Source organism: Bacteroides sp. UBA939 (assembly GCF_002293435.1).
In the GTDB taxonomy this organism is placed as follows: Bacteria; Bacteroidota; Bacteroidia; order Bacteroidales; family Bacteroidaceae; genus Bacteroides.
In genome coordinates this window covers 1-22,676 of record NZ_DBDF01000027.1, presented here as the reverse complement: position 1 = coordinate 22,676, position 22,676 = coordinate 1, and the positions used below count along the sequence as shown (strand labels likewise).

The 22,676-nt window shown below is 45.3% G+C and carries 13 protein-coding genes; 4 read left to right on the top strand and 9 right to left on the bottom strand.

The window, feature by feature from the left end; all coding sequences use genetic code 11:
• Positions 1 to 352: 352 nt before the first annotated feature.
• From B2Z67_RS01915 to B2Z67_RS01895, 5 genes are all read right to left on the bottom strand, one after another.
• A complete protein-coding gene (locus B2Z67_RS01915) occupies positions 353 to 2,086 on the bottom strand; it encodes a glycosyl hydrolase family 18 protein (RefSeq protein WP_291528132.1) in 1,734 nt (577 codons plus the stop codon).
• A gap of 14 nt (positions 2,087 to 2,100) precedes the next feature.
• Positions 2,101 to 3,360: an MFS transporter gene (locus B2Z67_RS01910; protein ID WP_291528131.1), complete on the bottom strand. Its 1,260-nt coding sequence runs from the start codon at positions 3,358 to 3,360 to the stop codon at positions 2,101 to 2,103.
• Between the two features lie 74 nt (positions 3,361 to 3,434).
• Positions 3,435 to 4,163 (bottom strand): 6-phosphogluconolactonase, encoded by a 729-nt coding sequence (locus B2Z67_RS01905; RefSeq protein ID WP_291528130.1) that lies wholly within the window; start codon positions 4,161 to 4,163, stop codon positions 3,435 to 3,437.
• A 29-nt stretch (positions 4,164 to 4,192) separates the two neighbouring features.
• A complete protein-coding gene (locus B2Z67_RS01900) occupies positions 4,193 to 5,134 on the bottom strand; it encodes an ROK family protein (protein ID WP_291528129.1) in 942 nt (313 codons plus the stop codon).
• A gap of 150 nt (positions 5,135 to 5,284) precedes the next feature.
• Positions 5,285 to 9,205, bottom strand: a complete 3,921-nt coding sequence (locus B2Z67_RS01895; protein ID WP_291528128.1) for a hybrid sensor histidine kinase/response regulator transcription factor — start codon at positions 9,203 to 9,205, stop codon at positions 5,285 to 5,287.
• Positions 9,206 to 9,330: 125 nt separating this feature from the next.
• Here B2Z67_RS01895 and B2Z67_RS01890 point away from each other — a divergent pair, with 125 nt between their 5' ends.
• Complete coding sequence (locus B2Z67_RS01890) at positions 9,331 to 12,354, top strand: PEP/pyruvate-binding domain-containing protein (RefSeq protein WP_291528127.1); 3,024 nt, start codon at positions 9,331 to 9,333, stop codon at positions 12,352 to 12,354.
• A 544-nt stretch (positions 12,355 to 12,898) separates the two neighbouring features.
• Positions 12,899 to 13,804, top strand: a complete 906-nt coding sequence (menA, locus tag B2Z67_RS01885) for a 1,4-dihydroxy-2-naphthoate octaprenyltransferase (protein WP_291528126.1) — start codon at positions 12,899 to 12,901, stop codon at positions 13,802 to 13,804.
• A 94-nt stretch (positions 13,805 to 13,898) separates the two neighbouring features.
• Here menA and B2Z67_RS01880 read toward each other — a convergent pair whose 3' ends face one another.
• The 4 genes from B2Z67_RS01880 to B2Z67_RS01865 form a co-directional block, all read right to left on the bottom strand.
• A complete protein-coding gene (locus B2Z67_RS01880; RefSeq protein WP_291528125.1) occupies positions 13,899 to 15,023 on the bottom strand; it encodes an AAA family ATPase in 1,125 nt (374 codons plus the stop codon).
• A gap of 87 nt (positions 15,024 to 15,110) precedes the next feature.
• The gene (gene rfbB, locus B2Z67_RS01875; protein WP_291528124.1) at positions 15,111 to 16,250 is read right to left on the bottom strand and encodes a dTDP-glucose 4,6-dehydratase; all 1,140 of its coding nucleotides are present in this window, start codon (positions 16,248 to 16,250) and stop codon (positions 15,111 to 15,113) included.
• A 21-nt stretch (positions 16,251 to 16,271) separates the two neighbouring features.
• Positions 16,272 to 17,144 (bottom strand): glucose-1-phosphate thymidylyltransferase RfbA, encoded by an 873-nt coding sequence (rfbA, locus tag B2Z67_RS01870; protein WP_291528123.1) that lies wholly within the window; start codon positions 17,142 to 17,144, stop codon positions 16,272 to 16,274.
• Between the two features lie 193 nt (positions 17,145 to 17,337).
• Entirely contained in the window at positions 17,338 to 17,829 is a 492-nt protein-coding gene (locus B2Z67_RS01865; RefSeq protein WP_291528122.1) for a metallophosphoesterase family protein, read from the bottom strand.
• A gap of 61 nt (positions 17,830 to 17,890) precedes the next feature.
• Between B2Z67_RS01865 and B2Z67_RS01860 the strand changes: the two genes are divergently transcribed.
• Positions 17,891 to 19,963 carry an RNA degradosome polyphosphate kinase gene (locus B2Z67_RS01860; RefSeq protein ID WP_291528121.1) on the top strand — a complete coding sequence of 691 codons (2,073 nt, stop codon included), beginning with the start codon at positions 17,891 to 17,893 and terminating at the stop codon, positions 19,961 to 19,963.
• A 232-nt stretch (positions 19,964 to 20,195) separates the two neighbouring features.
• On the top strand, positions 20,196 to 22,439 hold the full coding sequence (locus B2Z67_RS01855) for an inorganic phosphate transporter (protein ID WP_291528120.1): 2,244 nt from the start codon (positions 20,196 to 20,198) through the stop codon (positions 22,437 to 22,439).
• Positions 22,440 to 22,676 lie beyond the last annotated feature (237 nt).

The following is a 22,676-nucleotide window of genomic DNA, read 5'->3' as shown; positions in this document are numbered from 1 at the left end:
TAACTATCTATAAGTAGATCGCTTGCTACCTATAAGTAATTGACTTGTTACCTATAAGTAAATGACTTATTATTCACGTTTTTCCCTTAGAAGCCTACTTTTCAGGAGATATTTTGTTCCAGAATAAATGTACGTATTTCGATATCTCCCTGTCAGTCTGACACTTACTAATTTTCGCTTCGATATTTCCAACCGATCCTGCCTTCGGGCGGAAATATCGCATTCTAAGGCATATAGAAAATACAAAATGACATTATGACAAAAGGTGTTTTTCAGGTGCGGATTACACGGACTCTTTTCTTACGTGATATTATTCATCCGCGTAATCCGCGCCTAAAAAACAACATCACACTCACTTCTTCAAAGTCCACTCAATAGCATTGCGTAACATCTTCGTGAAGTCTTCCGTTTCAAACATCTTCGGGCTATGCCCTATCTGGAAGTACACATTACGGGCTTTCTTACCTTCATTAACCCATACCACCGGATGATCCCCCATCTTCACATCCGAAGCCGGATTGTAACTGTACTCATCCACGTGCGCAAGTACATGCACATTGCGGCGCGGGCTTTTATCGTACGTGTACCATTCATCATCGGGAATCACAAACGTGTTACTTACTCCCGCCATAACCGGATGCTCCGTGTCTTCAGTAACCACTACCCCATCCGCCAGAGGAGCAATGTAACTCTTGAAACGAATACCCCCCATGAAGTCGGAGAACCATTGCCACATAGGATAGCCGTCGAACTCGCCCAACAAAGTAGCATGATGGAAACCTATCCAGCCGCCACGCCCCTCGTCAATGTACTTGGTGAAAGCAGCCTGCGCCTCATCTCCCCATGTATAAGGAGGAAAATCAAGCTGAATAATCAGGTGGAAGCGGTTGAGATACTCCTCCGTAACAGGTTGGGTATTAGTAATCTCCGTCAACTCAAAGTTCTGTACTCCGCTCTCTTTAGCGAGCCATTGCAAACCGGCATCCGTAAAAGCGCGATGCCCGCCACCACTCTCTGCCAGCACCAATACCTGACAGGGAGCGGCTTCGCCTTTCTTCTTCACAAGCAGGCTTTCGTATATCGTGCGGCGCAAATCACTTTGTGTATTATCTCCCGCATAATCCCAGTACATACCGCCAAGCAGTCCTTTGTCCAATATATATTGGCACTTGATAGCCAGCGAGCGGGGATTCTCGTAACCAAATACCAGCTCATCATCTTTATCTACCAGATAAGGAACCTTTGCCGTGTCGTCCCAGCGTTCTTCAAATTCGATAGTTCCGCCCACCTTGCGATAGTCGCGGAAGTTGGGATACTTGGAACCGCCGCGTCCATAGAAAGGTACTCCCATAGTCAGTTTGGAAGCCGGAACACCGGCCTTGAGATGCGCCTCAACAGCAGTATGGGCTGTCATATCACCTGTATTCTTCGAAGGATAAAGCCCGGCGTGATGTATGGGAGCATTCCCCATGTCGTAGGACATGATATTAACAAAATCAATATAGCCGAGGATAGCCTTGAAGTCTATATACTTGGCAGATGCCACAGTGGCAAGAGTCAGCAGCTTCTTCTTTCCGATCGCTTTCCGTATATCGCGCATCAACAGCGTGAAGTTCTTCGTATCGTCCGGTGAAGCCGAAATATTGGCTGCCTTGCTCGTGGGGTATTCCCAGTCAATGTCTATACCGTCGAGTTTGAATTCCTTCACCACTCTTTGGCAATCTTTGGCAAACGACTGGCGGAGCTTATCGTCAGCCGCCATTTCACTGAAGCGACCGCTTCCCCATCCGCCTATTGAAAGCATCACCTTCAGCTTCGGGTTCTGCGCTTTCAAGGCAACAATCGAGCGGAGACGGGCTTCGTTGTCAATCCCTACTCCATCAAACGTTTCAGTCACATGCCCAAAGGCATAGTTGATGTGTGTCATGTACTGCGGATTGGGCATAATGCTACTCCAGGAAGTTACATACGCCACTATCACTTTCTCTTTCGGGGCAGCCGCCATGCTTAGCTCTCCCGCTTTCACACCACTGCACGACAGCAATACCGCCCATGCAGTCAAAATCATTAATCTTACTTTTCTCATCATATTATATATAGTTAATCAGCCCTCTGACGGACACGTGAACCCATCAAGGCGTAATACAACATAAATAACTCCCCAAAAATCACAATAAACCAGGAACTTCTCCAACCTTCCAACATATCGGCCAGGACTCCCTGCAACAAAGGCAGTATGGCGCCGCCCACCACACCTATCATAAACACACCGGAAGCTACCGAAGTGTATTTACCCAAGTGGGCCACGGATAATGTGAAAATAGCACCCCACATGATAGAGTGGAACAATCCTACCGCCGTCAGCAACCAAGGATTATTGAAGATAATAGCCAGCAAAGTCAGCACTGTAGCCGAAACGGTAGTTACCGTCAACTGCGTACGAGGCGAAACCTTACTCAATGAACTGCCCGCCAATCTGCCAATCAGCATACCTCCCCAATAAAGAGTAGCCATCAATGCCGGAGAGGCATAGTTCTGCTCAATGGCATACAAATTGATATTTGCCCCGATACATACCTCTACTCCCACATAGAAGAATATGGCGCACACGCCTAACGTGAGATGCCGGAACGACCAGACACTCTTTTCCAGCTTCTCGCCCTTTTCAGCCCGCGTTCCCTGAATATCCGGCAGGGACAGGTTCATCAGCAGGACGACAATCACGGCAATGGTAACCATCAACAGGAAGAAAGGTAGCATCAACTGCCCGATTTGAATATCTTCCATAGCAAGACCGCCGAAAACTACACCCGTCACAAAGTAAGGAGCAATCGTGGTTCCCACCGAATTGGCCGTACCGCCAATAGCCAGACGTTGAATGGCCTGCGTTCCTTTCACACTGGAAGCCGCCAGATAAGGATTGATAACTACTTGCAGAATAGTGGCCGAAGCGCCTACAACAAAAGAGCCTAACAGGAATATAAAGAATCCCAGAGGAATAACATTCTCTCCTATCGTCATATCGGCATCGGGGAACTGCACCGTGAAATAAGAGGAAGCGAAAAAGAGGCCTAAACCGATAATCATAATCCAAAGTCCGCGAATCAACGTGCCTTTATAGCCGTATCTGTTAATCCAGGATGAACCGACTCCTCCACATATAGGATATGCCAGGAACCAGGAGAAGGTAATCAACGTGGCAAACGTATTCTTCAGGTCACCCACCTTCTGCAGGAATGTTTCTTTCAGCGGGCCTTGAAACTGGGTATTGGCTGTAGTCAAAAAGCCAACGATAAGGAACAGGAAGACCATGGTAAGGAATGGTCTCATGTAACTGATTTGTTTTTCTTGTTGTGTCATCATTAGTTATATCATAAGATTGTTTTAAGAATAAATTCAAAACAGCTTCTAACCTGTATTATTCATACTGCAGGTTAAGATAGTTCGGAGGCGGAAGCACTGTCCAGCAGGAATTCACAATTGGGATGCAACTGAAGGATGGAAGCGGGAACACCGGCAATCACCGGGCTTTCAAGCATTTGCTTCACAATACCGGCTTTATTATAACCTTTTGCTACCAGTACAATCTTGCGGGCATTCATAATACTCTTAAGCCCCAAGGTTGCTCCTCTCAATTCTTTCTCCACCGGAGTTAGGGTTTCTCTGCGGATACGCTCCTCCAGTTCCGGGTTCATGTCAGTAATCCAGACTTCATGCCCCCAAGGTGAGTGGGGTTGGTTAAAGCCCAGATGTCCATTCTCGCCCAATCCCAGAATCAACAGGTCGATTCCTCCGCGCCTGTCTATCTCTTCCTTAAAAGCGATACAGTCTCTATCGAAATTGTCGGAAATGGTAGGTAACATCAGGAAGTTCTCTTCCTTTATTAATAAGGTGTCTATCAATTCCGTCTTCAACATGGTATAACAGGCTCCCACATACTCGCGCGGTACGTTCACCACTTCATCCAATCCCACAAAAGTGACTTTGGAAGCATCAAAGGGATAATGGGAATATATTTCTCCCACAATGCGGTGCAAGTTTCCGGTAGTACGCCCGGTAGAAAGTCCAATGACACAGTCCGGCTTACTCAAAATCTCTCCGATTATACGCCATGCTGCAGTACAGTCAAATGCTCTTTCGTCATTCGTTATCGTTATCTTCATAAACTCTACATTATATATTAAGGGATCATCTACATATTCATAGCCACAGCTCCTGCGCCCAGAAGCCCGATGAACTCAGGGTTCAACTTGGTTATAACAACACCATTGCTTACAAAACGCATTGTGACGGGGTTCAGCAACTCCAGTACCTTAGCGTGAATGTATCCGTCGGCTACAACACCGCCACCCAAAACTATTATCTCGGGATCCGTTACCCGTACCAGATTCATAATAAGGTTAGCCAACGCATCAGAAGCATTCTCCACGAGCTTCACACACAATGGATCGCCTTTCCGGCTCAATGCAAAAATCTCGCTAACCGGTATTCTTTCTCCTTGGTCGGCGGGAATATGCAGGTCTGTTTCATAGTGTTCGCGCAGCAATCTGGCACAACGGTCAAAACCTGTACCCGAAGCTATGGCTTCTACACAATCGATTCTTCCACATGTACATTTGATACCTACATTTACCCCTACCCGTACGTGCCCTACTTCGCCGGCGTTGAAATGGCTGCCACGTATCTGACGTCCATGCACCACCGTACCGATTGCAATACCCGTACCGATATTCAAGTATATGAAGTTCTTGGATATTTGTCCGAAACCCCAGACACGCTCCGCCCGGGTAGCGCTTTTCACATCATTATCTATATGACAAGGCATACCATATATATCTGATAGTTCTTTGGCCAATGCAACAGGATGCGTCCTGCTGGGGTCTATCTGCAACCAAATACCTTGATTAGGATCTACCCGTCCTATCAAGCCTACCCCCATTGCTAAAGGCTTCTTGTCATACCAGCCTACGGTTTCAATGTAATCGTCCAGAGACGACTTAATAATGTCCAGCGCCGCCTGTTGATTAAAGTAGCCGGAGTCATATTTTTTGTACTTCAATATATTACCGTGACTATCAATCTCGCCAATCAGTAATTTCGTTCCCCCTAAGTCTAAACCTAAATAAGTTTCCATCTTCTCTTCTGCATTTTTTTTAGTTTACTATTGACTACAATATTACGCAGAATCAAGGAAACAGGGGTTCATTATCTAACAAAAAAGGTTTGTTTCCTATCCTAAAGGTTTGTTTTCTATCTTATTTGGTTTAAAATCTGTTTTTTTGCTCTACAAATTACTTGGCCTCACTCCAAACTGCCTTTTAAAGCAAGTACTGAAATACTTCGCATCAGCAAATCCAACCATTGTAGCCACCTCTCCGACTCCGTGGTTACGTAACGCTAAAATCTCTTTCGCCTTATTCAAACGAACGAAACGAATGAGGTCGTTTGGCGGCAATCCTGTTAAAGTTTTTATCTTATTGTAAGTAGAAGTACGGCTCATTCCCATCAAGTTACAGAAGTCGCTGATTGAGAAATGCTGGTTACTCATGTTATCATTGATAATCTCTAATGCAGCGTCTAAGAATTCTTTATCCAGGTGGCTGCCGTAATCCACATCGTCTATGGGTGCTGCATTAGATATATTAATAGACAAGAGCTTTTCACGCAAGTGCTGTCTGCTCTGAAGTATATTGCGGAGCCTTACCTTCAGCACCGACAAATCGAAAGGCTTGATTACATAATCATTCGCACCGGCTTCCAATCCTAAAATAATATTCTCCCTTTCGCTGAGAGCGGTCAACAGTACTACCGGTATATGGCTGGTCTCAACAGAAGACTTCAATATCCGGCACAATTCATCTCCCTGAATAACCGGCATCATAATATCCGAAATGATGATATCCGGATTCATCTCCTTTGCCATCTCTAAAGCCTTTCCTCCATCAGGAACACTGACCACCTTGTATTCTGAAGATAGGCTATCCACAAGATAGTCACGCATATCCTTATCGTCTTCCGCCAACAGCAGAGTATTCTTGCCCGTCTGTTCTTTTTCTATCCGGGATGATGAAACCTTCATTGTTTCCTGTAGTTCTTCGTTCACGGCAATCACCATTCCCGACTTCAATTTCTTCGGGAATGTAATGGTAAACGCACTTCCCTCATTCTCCTTACTCCTAAACTCTATCCTTCCGTGATGCTGCTTTATGATTCTGCAAGTAATCATCAGCCCCATTCCTATGCCCTGCTCCTGTAAGTTCATCACATTCTTGGCGCGGTAATATTCATTAAAGATATTCTTCTGCTCTTCCTCCGGAATTCCAATGCCTGTATCTTTCACTGTAATCGACCACTTGCTTTTGCTTTGCCCCACTATCACACCGATACTTCCTTTTTCTGTGTACTTCAGCGCATTTGAAAGCAGGTTATCCATAATATGATCCATCTTGTCTTTATCCAGCCATACCTCCGGCATACCGGGTTCAACCTCCAGGTACAGTTCTATATCTTTCCGCATAGCCGCCATGTGGAAAGCCGACAACTTATCTTCCAGGTAAGACTGTATATTATAGAACATAACTTCCAGATATTCCGAACGCGCTTCGGTTTTTTGCAAATCCAGCAATTGGGTAATCATCGTGAACAGCTTTTCTGCATTCTTCACGGCAACATCCAACTTCTTCCTGCTCTCTTCAGGCAGATCCGCCTGCATCTCAAGTTCACTCAACGGAAGTTTTATCAAAGTAACCGGAGTACGCAAGTCATGGGCAATACCGATGAACGACTGTATCTTCTCATTGATTTTATTCTCGCGCATTCTCTGCTTCATGAACTGAATAAACAAGTAAGCTAACACGAACAGGAACAGCAAATAAATAGATATAGCCCACCACGACGCCCATGACGAACGGGCAATATGTATATCAACCGCCCGCTCTCCTACTTGCAACTGGGTATATTTATCAAAAGCCCTCAACTCAAAAGTATATCTTCCGGGAGAGAGGTCCATATAATCGACACTGCGAACAGCATCTACCCGGTGCCACTGCTGTTCGTGATCCTTCAGCCGGTATTCATACCTGACCTTATGAGGAGAAACAAAGTTTATGGCCGAAAAGGAAATAGAAAAAGAATTCTGATCATGTTCCAGCTTGAGATGCTGCGTTTCATTAATACCTGCTTTTAACGGAGAACCGGGCATACCCGCAATTACCGATTCATAAGGCAACTTAAAGTCGGTAAATATCAGTTCGACGGGCATACTCCGCGAAAAGTCAAAAGCCGGTGTAAAGACAAGCACCCCCTGAGCGGTACCAAACGCCAAATGCCCATCCTTTGTTCTTAAAGCGGCATTTGCATTATAATATCCCCAGCCTATGTTCAACAGGTCGTTCCCATCCATTACAATATCTTCAATCAAGTCCAGGCAATACAACTCCTTCTCCGTATTAAACCAGATATAGCCATTATTGTCTTCAACAATACTGTTGATGGAATTAGATGCAAGCCCGTCGGCAACCGTATAGATGCGCGACTTCTCAGTTTGCGGATTAAAACGTATCAACCCTTCTCCATCCGTAAGCAGCCAGATATCACCGGATGATGAACGAAACAAGCAACGAACCGGATAGTTCAAGGTTACATCGCCGAACTGTTGCTGCCACCTGACTTCTCCGGTAGTCTTATCGAAATAGCCCAATCCGTCACAAGCTGCCAGCAATAGCGTGTTCTTATCACCATACTTTATATCGCCGATACAATTAATCGGATAATACGTATATACATCGTTCCTTCTATTGTAACGGACAAAATCGCCTTCGATGCCTCCGAACCACAGACAATCGCCTTCGGCGTGAATCGCATAGATATAGTCAGTGGATATGCCGCGACCGGAAAGTTTATCCCGGTTCGGCATTTTCCTGACCTCGCCGTTCCTTTTATTAATACGGTGCAAGCCGATACCATAGCCGCCTGCCCAAACGTATCCTTCATTATCTTCACAAAGAGCCAGTACAACAGATAAATAAGGTGTTCTCTTTCCGTTAAGGAAATGTGTCCACCGTTTCGTTTTCGCCTGGTAAAGACTGATTCCGTCATTGGTTCCATACCAATAATCGCCTTCCGAGTCCTGAATCATCACATTCACATGATTCGAACTTAATGAAGAAGAATTATTCCGTGCATGCTTTATCCATCGTACATCGGCGCCGTCAAAGGCCATATAACTTACACCATTCGTATTGGTACTTACCCAGACTCCGCCATATTCGTCCACACAGATATCGGAAACCGTATTACCGGTCAGACTGTTGTCATCATCTTCATCGGTGATATAGTGAATTAACAACCTGTCGTCCGCTTCATCAATTTTAAAGATACCGGCGCCGTCTACTCCTACCAGGATAGCGTGCCCTTTGTCGTGAGCAAAGGCACGGACGGGTATATCGGGAACAAAGTCGTTAAGGGATTTCACATATCCGGTTTGAAGTTCAACTACAAATGCACCATTCGAGAAGGTTCCTATATACAGTTTCCGACCGTATAGGAACAGGCTTTCTATACGTGCCTCCACAGGAAGCGCGACCTGCTCTTTCTGCAACTGATGAGTAGCCTTTATTCTATTCAGTCTATAAACCCCGGTATTAGTGCCGACATAGAAGGCGTCGTTCCCGCTTTTTATAATGCAACTGGTCCATTCGCCTATCACTCCCGCCGGAGACAAGCTGTTGCTTTCACTACTCCAATGATACACTCCCGTTGAAGTACATAGCCACAAACCTTTACCGTCATCAAACTCTATATCATTCAGTATCGTAGAAGAAAGGAACTGTGATAAATCCGTCTGCAAGTGAAAGGCATCCTTCAAGCTGTCATACTTGTAGATTCTACCATTTCTTAAAGCAATCCAAAGGTTTCCGCTCACATCTATCTTCATAACGGTAAAAGACAGGATGTGATTTCTCGACTCAATCGTCTCATCCAGTTTATAGTGTCTTATTTCGTTTCCGTCATAACGGTCTACCCCCATGTGGGTATAAGCCCAGATAAATCCGGCAGAGTCCTTGCAAATCTGATAAACCTGCCTGCTACTCAAGCCCTCACTGATATTAAGGTGATGGAAAGAACCGGCAAATAGACAAGTATGCCATGAAATAAATGCAAACAAAATAAACCGGCGCTTTAATGTTACTAAGTTGTTTTTCATACTATTCTTTTTTCCGGATGCAATAATACGAGCAAATATAATATAATACCTCTGCTTTACTTGCATTTCACCGGAAAAAGAGCGTATTTTGTCAGTCAAATCCCCAAATAATAAAAGAAGAGTCTATGCTTAGCAAGCTTAAATTAAACCAGCTTTATTTCAAAGATACACAGTTCGCCAATCTGATGACGCGACGTATTTTCAACATTCTTCTGATAGCCAATCCTTACGATGCCTTCATGTTGGAGGACGACGGGCGCATTGACGAAAAGATGTTCAACGAATATACATCCCTCTCCTTGCGTTACCCGCCCCGCTTCACCCAGGTATCTACATTCGAGGAGGCGTTGGCGCAACTCTCTACCGTACCGTTCGACCTTATTATCTGTATGCCCGGAACGGGAGACAATGAAGGTTTCGATGTAGCAAGGCATATCAAGGACTTGTACGAAAACATACCGGTAGTGATATTGACCCCGTTCAGCCACGGCATTACCAACCGGATTGCCAACGAAGACCTGAGCGCTTTCGAATATGTTTTTTGCTGGTTGGGAAACACGGACTTGTTGTTGTCCATCATCAAGCTGATAGAAGATAAGATGAATCTGGAGCACGATGTGAACGAAGTAGGCGTACAGGTTATTTTATTGGTGGAAGACAGTATCCGTTTCTACTCGTCCGTACTGCCCAATCTCTATAAGTTCGTGTTGAAGCAGAGCCAGGAATTCAGTACCGAGGCCCTGAATGCCCACCAACGCACGTTGCGCATGAGAGGGCGTCCCAAGATTGTACTGGCGCGCACTTACGAAGAAGCTATCGGCATCTACGAGAAATACAGGAACAACATTCTGGGAGTAATCACCGACGTTTCCTTTCCACACGTGGAAGGCGGGGAGAACGACAGAATCGCCGGAATCAAACTCTGTTCCGTTATCCGCAAGGAAGAACCGTTCATGCCGCTCATTATACAATCATCCGAATCGGAAAACGTTCTGTACTCTTCCAAGTACGCCGCCGCCTTTATTGACAAGAACTCCAAGAAGATGGACGTAGACTTGCGGCGCATCGTATCGGACAACTTCGGTTTCGGCGATTTCATCTTCCGCAATCCCGACACGCTGGAAGAGATTGCCCGCGTAAAGAACCTGAAAGAACTGCAAAACATCCTCTTCGCCGTACCGGCGGAGTCGTTCCTCTATCACATCAGCCGCAACCACATCAGCCGCTGGCTCTACTCACGCGCCATGTTCCCCATAGCAGAGTTCCTTAAGCCCATCACCTGGAGCAGCCTGCAAGATGTGGACGCCCACCGGAGAATCATTTTCGAGGCTATCGTCAAATACCGCAAGATGAAGAACCAGGGCGTGGTGGCAGTATTCAGGCGCGAGCGTTTCGACCGTTACTCCAACTTCGCCCGCATCGGCGACGGTTCGTTGGGAGGCAAAGGACGCGGACTTGCTTTTATAGATAATATGGTGAAGCATTATCCCGAGTTTGAGGAATTCGACAATGCCCGCGTCGCTATTCCTAAAACCGTGGTACTGTGTACCGACGTGTTCGACGAGTTTATGGAGACAAACAACCTGTATCAGGTGGCGCTTTCCGATGCCGAGGACAGTGTTATCCTGCGTTGTTTCCTGAAAGCCAAGTTACCCGACCGTCTGGTGGAGGACTTCTTCACTTTCTTCGACGTGGTGAAGTCACCTCTTGCCATCCGCTCGTCTTCTTTGTTGGAAGATTCGCATTACCAGCCCTTTGCCGGAATATACAATACGTACATGGTTCCTTATCTGGATGATAAGTATGAAATGCTCCGCATGTTGTCCGACGCCATCAAAGGGGTATATGCTTCGGTTTACTTCCGCGACAGCAAAGCGTATATGCAAGCCACCAGCAACGTTATTGATCAGGAGAAGATGGCGGTTATTCTGCAGGAAGTTGTAGGCAATCAGTACGGCGACCGTTACTATCCTTCCATGTCGGGCGTGGCGCGCTCGCTGAACTATTATCCCATCGGTGATGAAAAGCCGGAAGAAGGTACTGTGAATCTTGCCCTCGGTTTGGGGAAATACATCGTGGACGGCGGAATGACGCTGCGTTTCTCTCCTTACCATCCTCACCAGATACTGCAAACCAGCGAAATGGAGATAGCCTTGAAGGAAACGCAGACCCGCTTCTATGCTCTCGACTTACGCAATGCAGGGCATGACTTTTCCATAGACGACGGTTTCAACTTACTGAAGCTACACGTAAAGGAAGCGGAAAAGGACGGTTCGCTGAAGTATATTGCTTCCACTTACGACCCGTACGACCAGATAATCCGTGACGGTTTGTATCCGGGCGGACGTAAGGTTATTACTTTCGCCAATATCCTGCAACACGACGTATTCCCTCTGGCGCATATCCTTCAGTTGATATTGAAATACGGCCAGCAGGAAATGCGCCGACCCGTAGAAATAGAGTTTGCCGCTACCATGAACCGCGAACGGGATAAGACGGGTACGTTCTATCTCTTGCAGATACGTCCCATTGTTGATACAAAGGAGATGCTTGACGAAGACTTGTCGGCAATCTCGGATGAGAGAGTTCTGCTTCGTTCCGACCACTCCCTCGGACATGGGATTATGAATGACATGCACGACATTGTCTATGTGAAAACAGATGATTACAGTGCGTCCCACAATCAGGAAATAGCGTGGGAAATAGAGAAACTGAACCAGAGATTCCTGAACGAGAAGAAAAACTATGTGTTGGTTGGTCCCGGACGTTGGGGAAGCAGCGACTCCTGGCTTGGTATTCCTGTGAAGTGGCCCCATATCAGCGCCGCCCGTGTTATCGTGGAGGCCGGGCTGACTAATTATCGTGTCGACCCCAGCCAAGGGACGCACTTCTTCCAGAACCTGACTTCTTTCGGTGTCGGTTACTTTACCATCAACGCCTTTATGAACGATGGCGTATACAATCAGGACTTTCTTAATGCGCAACCCGCCGTATTCGAAAACAAGTATCTGCGCCACGTTCATTTCAAACAGCCTATCGTTGTGAAGATGGACGGAAAGAAGAATCTGGGGATAGTGTTGATGCCGGAAGAAGATACGGAAGGAATAAAACAGAGATACTTTTTAAAGCTTGCGGAGATATCTAAATGACAATGAATAACAGCTATTCACATTCATTATGATAGCATTATCCGGCTTTTCATAACACGCCTTGATTTATAAATTCATCTTTTAGAGTGCTTGATGAATAAACAAAGAATAATGATGCACTAATTTTGTATATTATTGCATATTTACAGGCTGTTTATGCAAAAGAAGCCAGTTACTTAGAGGTAGAACACTAACTATCTATAAGTAGATCGTTAACTACCTGTAAGTAGTTCACTTGTTACCTATAAGTAAATGGCTTATTATACACGCTTGTCCTCTTAGAAGAGTACTTTTGGGGAGGTATTTTGTTCCAGAATAAATGTACGTATTTCGATATCTCGCTATCAGTCTGGCACTTACCGATTTTCGCTCGCGTATTTCCAACCAACCTTGCCTTCGGNNCCAACTTAAAATACAAAGTGACAGAATGACAACTCCGGTTTTTCCTCTAAAGAAAATAGCTTTCTTTATCCAACCAACATAAAATACGAATGAATTTATGTAAGTTTGCCGGAAAATGCAGAATATACTAAAGATTAAGCAGATGAAAGAGATTAAGCAAAATTCATTCCCTGCATGGCTCCTCGCCGCCCGCCCCAAGACATTGACAGGAGCCATCATACCGGTACTTGTAGGTACCGCACTGGCATTTACCGACGAGCAACTTAGAGTTACGCCCGCTTTGCTGTGCCTGCTTTTCGCCTGTGGTATGCAGATTGCCGCCAACTTAATCAACGACTTGTTCGATTATCTAAAAGGAACCGACCGCGAAGACCGCCTCGGCCCGGAGCGCGCCTGTGCCCAAGGCTGGATTACACCGGGTGCAATGAAACTGGGTATTATTCTCACGGTCACGTTCTCTTGCCTTGCCGGCTGCGGAATCTTATACGATAGCTGGGGGCTATTTCCTCACGGCGGATGGGAACTGGTTGCATTAGGAGTGTTCTGCGTAGTATTCGCTTTCCTGTACACCACCGTCCTCTCCTATCAAGGTTGGGGAGATTTGCTGGTACTTATATTCTTCGGATTTATCCCCGTAGGCGGTACGTACTATGTACAGGCTTACACGATTACGCCGGATGTCATAGTCGCTTCGCTTATCTGCGGCTTGGTAATAGATACCTTATTAGTAGTAAACAACTATCGTGACCGTGACCAGGATGTCCTCAGCGGCAAACGTACGCTTATCGTCCGCTTTGGAGAACCTTTCGGAAGGTACTTATATCTCTGGCTCGGCATCATCGCCGCCTGTCTTTGTTTCCGGTTCGCTTGGGGATGGAATCCGGCAGGCATCATCCTGCCTTTCTTCTATCTCTATGCCCATGTGCGCACCTGGAAACGAATGGTGCAGATACGAAGTGGCAAGAAACTAAACAGCATATTAGGTGAAACTTCACGTAATATGCTGCTTATGGGGATAATTCTCAGTATGATAATAATCTTACACTAACCTGCATTATTCACACTGCGGGAGCTAAAGTAGTTATCACTCCGTTAGGAGTTAAGGAGTTAAAGCCGATAGTCTTGCTTATGTTTTCTGAAGATTAATAAGGTAACTGTTTGAGCCAGATTGCCATAAACCGGTCGTAAACCATGTAGCCGTCGATCGATTTATAGATTAACTCCTTATCAAGGAGTTTACGAAGGGAAACGTTTACACTGCTGGCAGCCTTAAGACGGTTCGCTGCAATGAATCCACTGGAGTTGACTTCTTTCACCGAACCCGCTTTGGCTATTGCTTTCAAGAGCTTGATACTACCTTGCGGATAAGCTGCAAGAAGAGTTTCGTAGGCATACATGTTTTCAGCGATAATCTGTTCTATCGCACGCTGCACCAACAACAGATCTACTTTCCTGCAATAACCGTAAAGGCGGTTGAGGATAACCTGAATATACCAGGTATGTCCTCCGAAAGTATCATAAATATATGAAAAAGTCTCTTCGGAAAGGCTACGTCCGGCAAAAAACTCCGCTGCAAAGTCATAGTATATATGTTTGTCGATACTACCGATGGAAAGGGTATGCGCACTCTGGTAGAACGGACGCTTTGCCGAAAGGAACATCTCCTGCATCACATGTTGGCGACTGCCGGAAAATATGAAATGGACATTCGGCAGGTCTTGAATATAGGAACGAAGTGCAGCTTCAAGTCCTTTTTCAGGATATTCGGTCACCTGCTGAAACTCGTCAATGGCAATATAGCACTGTTGTTCGGAGGAAGCAAGGTAATCAAAAATCTCTTTGAGTGTAGCCTGTTCAGTCATTGGCGACACATCAATTGTTACCTGCGGTTTACCCGAAAACTCGTCTAATGTAAACATTGGACGGATACTTTTAACAAACTTGGTAATGCGCGACATTGCTTTCTGTGGCGCAGAATCTAACTGCCCAAGTACTGTACCGGCAAACAACCGGACAAATTCTCCCATATTCTGCGTTGGGAAAATGTCCATATAGAGAGTAACGATATCGGGTTGCTGCTCACGAAGTTTATAGAAAACATTCTTTATCAGACCCGTTTTACCCATACGCCGTGGGGAGACGAGGGTTAGGTTTCTACCGTTTTTCAGTGATGAAATTATCTCAATAGTTTCCCGTTCACGGTCGCAAAAGTATTTCGGACTGACATAGCCGTACTCAAGGAAAGGATTTTCAACTTCTTTTTTCATATTACACTTTTCGCGTTACACTATTAACGTTACGCAAATTACGCAATAATAATCCGTATTTCCAAATCTATATACCTGTACTTATAATCACCTCTTCCCATACATATTCTCATAGTAGCGCTGATAATCCCCACTGGTAACTTCCTCTACCCAAATCTGATTATCCAGATACCACTCGATAGTCTTTACGATTCCAACTTCGAACTTAGTTTCAGGATACCAGCCTAAGGCATCGCTTATTTTCGCGGGGTCGATAGCATAACGTTGGTCATGACCAAGACGGTCTTTCACGAAAGTTATCAGGTCGTCGTTAATCCAACTGATATCAATCTGAGCATCGGCAGTCTTTATCTTCTTTTTCAGAACTTCACGATACTCCGGTTGTTTCTCCATCAGGCTATGAATCGTAGCGATAGTCAGTTTCACTATCTCAAGATTAGTCTTCTCGTTATGGCCGCCCACATTGTAAACTTCACCATCAACACCTTCGCGAACCACCAAATCAATAGCCTTGCAATGATCCTCCACATACAGCCAATCACGTACGTTACTGCCATCGCCATATACCGGAAGTTTCTTTCCTTCAAGGATATTCTTGATAATCAGCGGAATAAGTTTCTCAGGGAAATGATACGGACCATAGTTATTGGAACAACGGGTGATGGTTACCGGCATCTTATACGTGTCGTGATAAGCCATAACCACCATATCGGCACTGGCCTTCGACGCACTGTAAGGGCTATGCGGACACAGCGGAGTTTGTTCGGTGAAGTAGCCTTCGGCACCTAAGGAACCATACACTTCATCTGTTGAAACCTGATGGTAACGCACTCCCTTACGCCAGGCGGGATAACCGTTTTCATCCTTACCGGTGACCCATGCGCGGCGTGCCGCATCCAACAAGTTCTGCGTTCCCAGAATATTGGTCACAAGAAAAAGCTGCGGGTCTTCAATGCTACGGTCTACATGGCTTTCGGCAGCAAAGTTCACCACATAGTCAAATTTGAATTTGGCGAACAGGTCATCAGCAAGCGTCCGGTCGGAAATATTGCCTTTTACAAAGAAACAACGTTCATCATCAATGTCTTTAGCGATGGTTCCAAGGTTACCGGCGTATGTTAATGCATCAAGTATAACAACCTTGGCGTCATTATGCTTTGCCAGGATATACTTGATATAATTGGCGCCGATAAATCCGGCAGCGCCGGTTACGAGATAGGTTTTCATGAATTATGAATTATGAATTGGTTAGCGATAGGAGTCGGCAAGCTCCATCAGGTACGTACCATACTCCGTCTTGCCAAGCTGTTCGCCCAGACGATAGAGTTGGTCTACATCTATCCACCCCTTACGCCATGCTATTTCTTCAATGCAACTGACCCGGAAACCTTGCCTGTTCTGTATGGTAGCCACAAAGTTGCTTGCTTCCAGCAGACTGTCGCAATTACCCGTATCGAGCCATGCAAAACCACGGCCAAAGATTTCAACCTTTAAGGTACCTTCATCCAGATAAAGACGATTGAGGTCGGTAATTTCATATTCACCACGGGCGGAAGGTTTCAGAGACGCAGCTTTGGCAGTTACGGTAGAATCATAGAAATAAAGACCGGGTACAGCATAGTTGCTCTTGGGGTGCGCAGGCTTTTCTTCAAGGGAGATGGCATTTCCGTCAGCATCAAATTCTACTACACCATAAGCGCGCGGGTCTTTCACATAATAGCCGAAAATACACGCTCCTTTATCTATAGAAGCGGCACGCTTCAACATTGCGGAAAATCCTTGCCCGTAGAACATGTTATCACCCAGAATGAGACATCCCGGTTCACCGTTCAGGAATTCGGATCCCAACACAAAAGCCTGTGCCAATCCATTGGGGTTTTCCTGTATCTTATAAGAGAAAGACATTCCGAGTTCCTCGCCTGTACCGAGCAAGTCACGGAACATGGGTAAGTCACGTGGAGTAGAGATTATCAGCACTTCGCGTATCCCCGCCAACATAAGCGTGGAGAGCGGATAATAAATCATCGGCTTGTCATACACGGGCATAATCTGCTTGGAAATAGCCTTTGATAAGGGGTAAAGACGGGTGGCGCTGCCACCGGCAAGAATAATTCCTTTCATATTTCAGTTCTTTTTTCGGTTTTATACAAATGTAGAATAAAATAAGAAGGAGGACTATGCCCCACGGCTCTCGGTGATCTATTCAGGCGACAAAGATAGTGTAAACTGAATGTAGTACAAAATAATCTTAGAAGTTTTTTAAACTAAATATCACAACAACAAAGCATGAATATCAAGTTCATTGTTGTTGCTTTCAGCCTGCCAATTCTATTACTTCAAGGTCTTTGAAAGCACCATGGTCTACCACGAATCGCACCATGGTACGCACATTGTGAAATCCGGAGATACCGGCAGCCCCGGGATTAATATGCAGCATATCCAATGTTTTATCATATTTCACCTTTAATATATGGGAGTGTCCGCTGATAAAGAGTTTGGGTGGACGCGTCAGAAGACTTCCCCGTATCGAAGGGTCGTAATTACCCGGATAACCGCCGATATGTTTTATCAACACCTCCGCTCCATCTACCGTAAACCGGTTGATTTGCGGATAAACAACACGGATATCCTGCCCGTCTATATTGCCATACACAGCACGAAAGGTACGGAACGCCGCCAACTTCTGCGCAACTTCCGGCGAACCGATATCACCGGCATGCCATATTTCATCGCACGATTCAAAATATTGCAGATACTTTTCGTCCCAATATCCGTGCGTATCGGATAATAAACCAACTTTCGTCATTTTTCTTTTGTTTATCTGTGCAAAGGTAACTATATTTGGGGAATCAACTTAATATAAGTTTATGGAAAACAGATATTTTAAGCGTGACATCAGTTGGCTATCATTCAACTACCGCGTACTGCTGGAAGCAGAAGACAACACATTGCCTCTGTATGAGCGCATTAACTTTATTTCTATTTATTCGTCTAATCTGGAAGAATTCTATAAGATACGTGTAGCCGACCACAAAGCCATAGCTACCGGCGCCGCGCAAAGTGATGAGGAAAACGTGCAATCCGCCACCGAACTGGTAGATGCCATCAATCTCGAAGTAAACCGGCAGTTGGAGGAGCGTATCCGCATTTACGAACAAAAGATACTGCCCGAACTGAAGAAGAATCACATCATTTTCTATCAAAGCCGCAATGTAGAGCCTTTCCATCATGAGTTCGTCCGGCGCTTCTTCCGGGAAGAGATATTCCCATACCTTCAACCGGTACCGGTATCCAAAGATAAGGTAATCTCCTTTCTGCGGGACAACCGCCTCTATCTTGCCGTCCGCCTGTATCTGAAGGAACTACCACCCGGCGCTCCCGGACGGACGCAATATTTCGTCATGAAGCAACCATACAGCAAAGTGCCCCGCTTTATTGAACTGCCCAAAGTAGGAAACAACTACTACCTGATGTTCATTGAAGACATTATCAAAGCCAATATCGACACGATATTCCCCGGCTATGAAGTGGACAGCAGTTACAGTATCAAAATCTCCCGCGACGCGGATATTCTGATAGATGATACCGCCAATACTTCGGAAATCATCGAGCAAGTAAAAAGCAAAGTGAAAAAGCGCAAGATAGGAGACGTCTGCCGCTTTGTGTACGACCGTGCCATGCCACAGGACTTTCTGGACTTTCTGGTAGACGCTTTCCATATCGACCGTCGCGAGCTGGTACCCGGCGACAAACATCTTAATCTCGAAGACTTGCGTCATTTGCCTAACCCTAACCCGGATATACACCCTGTCCGGAAGCCTCAACCCATGAAGTTGACATGCCTCAACGAGCGGGAATCCGTATTTCAATATGTGGAAAAGAAAGATTTGCTGCTACACCATCCCTACCACTCGTTCGATCACTTCATTCACTTCCTGTACGAAGCGGTTCACGAACCCACCGTACGTGAGATAATGATAACCCAATACCGTGTTGCCGAGAACTCAGCCGTAATCAATACACTGATAGCCGCCGCACAGAACGGTAAGAAAGTAACTGTTTTCGTGGAGTTGAAAGCTCGTTTTGACGAAGAGAACAATCTTGCCACCGCCGAGATGATGAAAGCGGCAGGTATTAATATCATATATAGCATACCCAAGTTAAAAGTACATGCCAAAGTCGCCCTCATATTACGGCGAAGCAAAGACGGCGCCAAGCTGCCGGGTTACGCCCATATCAGCACCGGTAACTTTAATGAAAAGACCGCCACACTCTATGCCGACAGCGGCTTATTCACCTGCAACCCCATAATAGTGAACGACCTGCACAACCTGTTCAGAACCTTGCAAGGTAAAGAGAATCCTGTCTTTCACCGTTTACTGGTAGCACGCTTTAACCTGATACCGGAACTGAACCACCTTATCGACCATGAAATAGAACTGGTGCGGAAAGGCAAAAAAGGACGAATCATACTGAAGATGAATGCTTTGCAAGATCCTACCATGATAGACCGCCTTTATGAAGCATCTCAGGCAGGCGTAAGCATAGACCTGATTGTACGTGGTATTTGTTGCCTGATACCGGGACAGCCATACAGTCGTAACATCCGCGTAACACGTATTGTAGATACATTTCTGGAACATGCCCGTATTTGGTATTTCGGCAATGGCGGCAACTCCAAACTATTCCTTGGTTCACCCGACTGGATGCGTCGTAACCTATACCGGCGTATTGAAGCTGTAACGCCCATATTGGATCCTGATTTACGCAAGGAGCTGACGGATATGTTATTCATTCAGCTTGAGGATAAACGCAAAGCCTGTTTCGTAGATGAAAACCTGCAAAACTGTTGGAAATCAGATCATCCTCAAAAAGAAAAAGTACGCTCGCAATACACATTCTACGAGCTGCTCAAGACAAAGAATGAAAATCAGGAATAGGGTTTGGCGAAGCAGAGCTTCGCAGTGATTCACATAAATACTCATCAAAAATGAAGTAACCCAAGCATAAATATAATCTTGATGAAGTTACTCTGAATTATAACGAGCTAATCACCCGGATTATCTTTCAATTTTCAACTTCCAACCCCTTTGTAACAGTTCTGTAATATATATGACATTCCCCTGCAATATGGTTTACGTTCCTTTGCAGCCAGAAATAAAATATATTATTATGGAGACTATTTATCTTTGCATTGTTATCTTCCTGTTTGTCCTTGCGGTTTTCGACCTTATGGTGGGAGTCAGCAATGATGCGGTGAACTTCTTAAATTCGGCTGTCGGAGCAAAGGCAGCATCTTTCAAGACCGTGCTTTTCATTGCAGCGATCGGTGTATTTATCGGTGCCGCCATGTCTAATGGCATGATGGATATTGCCCGGCATGGTATCTACCAGCCGCAGCATTTCTACTTCACGGAAATTATGTGTATTCTGCTGGCGGTAATGTTAACCGATGTTGTGTTACTGGATGTATTCAACAGCATGGGTATGCCAACCTCCACCACCGTTTCCATGGTATTTGAGTTGTTGGGAGGAACATTCGCCTTGGCGCTTATCAAAGTATATAGCAACGATTCGCTTGGCTTGGCAGACCTCATTAATACGGATAAAGCCCTGTCGGTCATCATGGGTATCTTCCTGTCTGTAGCTATCGCTTTCTTTTTCGGTATGCTGGTACAGTGGTTGGCACGCGTCATCTTTACCTTTAATTATACCAAACGGATGAAGTACAGTATCGGACTTTTCGGTGGTATTGCCGCCACATCCATCATTTACTTCATGCTTATCAAAGGATTAAAAGACAGTTCATTCATGACAGCCGACAATAAGCATTGGATACAGGAAAATACCGCCATGCTTATCGGCTGCTCTTTTGTTTTCTTCACCATATTGATGCAGATTCTGCACTGGCTGAAAGTAAACGTATTTAAAGTAGTAGTGCTACTGGGTACTTTTGCATTGGCGCTGGCTTTCGCCGGTAATGACCTGGTTAACTTTATCGGAGTACCTCTGGCAGGTTATTCTTCTTTTATGGACTATACTGCCAATGGTAGCGGAATTGGCGCTGACAGTTTTCTGATGACTTCACTCCTCGGACCTGCCAAAACACCTTGGTATTTCCTTTTCGGTGCGGGCGCCATTATGGTTTATGCACTGTACACTTCCAAGAAAGCGCATAACGTAATTAAAACATCTGTGGATTTATCACGGCAAGATGAAGGTGAAGAAACGTTCGGTAGTACTCCTATTGCACGTACACTGGTACGCTTCAGTCTTGGATTATCCAATGGGATTTCAAAGATTATGCCCGAAAGCAGCAAACGGTGGATAGGCACCCGCTTCCGTAAAGATGAAGCCATCATTGCCAACGGTGCAGCGTTCGACCTGGTCAGAGCTGCCGTAAACCTTGTATTGGCAGGTTTGCTTATTGCTCTGGGTACTTCCCTTAAATTACCTCTCTCAACTACCTATGTAACATTTATGGTCGCTATGGGTAGTTCGCTTGCCGACCGTGCCTGGGGACGCGATTCAGCCGTATTCCGTATTACAGGCGTACTGAGCGTTATCGGTGGTTGGTTCATTACAGCCGGAGCTGCATTTACCTTCTGTTTCTTTGTCGCTATACTTATCTATTACGGAGGTACGGTTGCTATCGTAGCAATGATCGGGTTGGCAGTATTCCTACTGATTCGCAGCCAGTTGATGTTCAAGAAACGTAAAGCTAAGGAAAAAGGCAACGAAACAATCAAGCAACTGATGCAAAGCAGTGACAATGCCGAAATCTTGAATCTGTTGCGGAAACACACCCGCGAAGAGTTAAGCAAGATACTGGAATTTACGGAAGAGAACTTGGAACGTACCGTTACCGCTTTCGTGCACGAAAATCTTCGGGGTCTACGCCGTTCTATGGGGGCGGTGAAGTTCGAAAAGCAACTTCTCAAACAGATGAAACGTACGGGCGCTCTTGCCATGTGCCGCCTTGACAACAACACTGTATTGGAGAAAGGGTTATATTATTATCAGGGCAATGATTTCGCCAGCGAACTGGTATATAGTGTCGGTCGTCTCTGCGAACCGTGCCTGGAACATATTGACAATAATTTCAAGCCGTTTGACGCTATTCAAAAGGGTGAGTTTACAGATGTCACGGAGGATATAACCTATCTGTTACAAGTTTGCCGCCACAAATTGGATCACAATGATTATGAAGAACTTGAAAATGAAATTCGCAAAGCGAATAACCTGAACGGGCAATTGACTCACCTGAAACGTGAAGAGTTACAGCGCATCCAAAACCAATCCGGAAGTATCAAAGTCAGCATGGTTTATTTGACAATGATACAGGAAGCACAGAATGTGGTGACCAATACTATCAATCTGATGAAGGTAAGCCGCAAGTTCCAGGCGGAAGAATAAACTGATGGTTTCAGGCACGGATTAAATAAGAGGCTTCGCCAAAAGCCTGCTCCTATAAAAAACCCTTGCTGTAGTATATTACAGCAAGGGTATTTTATTGTCTTTTCGACTTATGACACAATCTTAGAAGCTGTTTTAAATTTATTCAGTTCTCTTTTAAGAGTTGTTTTTGAGGATATTTTTCTGTTTTTAAGAGGAACATAGCGGACTATGTGACGTCACCACCCCGCATGTTCC

Excerpts from the sequence above, each read along its gene's own strand:
- B2Z67_RS01900 (WP_291528129.1), bottom strand. The coding sequence starts at position 5,134 with ATGGAAACTTATTTAGGTTTAGACTTAGGGGGAACGAAATTACTGATT.
- B2Z67_RS01895 (WP_291528128.1), bottom strand. The coding sequence starts at position 9,205 with ATGAAAAACAACTTAGTAACATTAAAGCGCCGGTTTATTTTGTTTGCA.
- B2Z67_RS01910 (WP_291528131.1), bottom strand. The coding sequence starts at position 3,360 with ATGACACAACAAGAAAAACAAATCAGTTACATGAGACCATTCCTTACC.
- rfbB (WP_291528124.1), bottom strand. The coding sequence starts at position 16,250 with ATGAAAACCTATCTCGTAACCGGCGCTGCCGGATTTATCGGCGCCAAT.
- B2Z67_RS01890 (WP_291528127.1), top strand. The coding sequence starts at position 9,331 with ATGCTTAGCAAGCTTAAATTAAACCAGCTTTATTTCAAAGATACACAG.
- B2Z67_RS01915 (WP_291528132.1), bottom strand. The coding sequence starts at position 2,086 with ATGAGAAAAGTAAGATTAATGATTTTGACTGCATGGGCGGTATTGCTG.
- B2Z67_RS01880 (WP_291528125.1), bottom strand. The coding sequence starts at position 15,023 with ATGAAAAAAGAAGTTGAAAATCCTTTCCTTGAGTACGGCTATGTCAGT.
- menA (WP_291528126.1), top strand. The coding sequence starts at position 12,899 with ATGAAAGAGATTAAGCAAAATTCATTCCCTGCATGGCTCCTCGCCGCC.
- B2Z67_RS01865 (WP_291528122.1), bottom strand. The coding sequence starts at position 17,829 with ATGACGAAAGTTGGTTTATTATCCGATACGCACGGATATTGGGACGAA.
- B2Z67_RS01855 (WP_291528120.1), top strand. The coding sequence starts at position 20,196 with ATGGAGACTATTTATCTTTGCATTGTTATCTTCCTGTTTGTCCTTGCG.
- rfbA (WP_291528123.1), bottom strand. The coding sequence starts at position 17,144 with ATGAAAGGAATTATTCTTGCCGGTGGCAGCGCCACCCGTCTTTACCCC.
- B2Z67_RS01860 (WP_291528121.1), top strand. The coding sequence starts at position 17,891 with ATGGAAAACAGATATTTTAAGCGTGACATCAGTTGGCTATCATTCAAC.
- B2Z67_RS01905 (WP_291528130.1), bottom strand. The coding sequence starts at position 4,163 with ATGAAGATAACGATAACGAATGACGAAAGAGCATTTGACTGTACTGCA.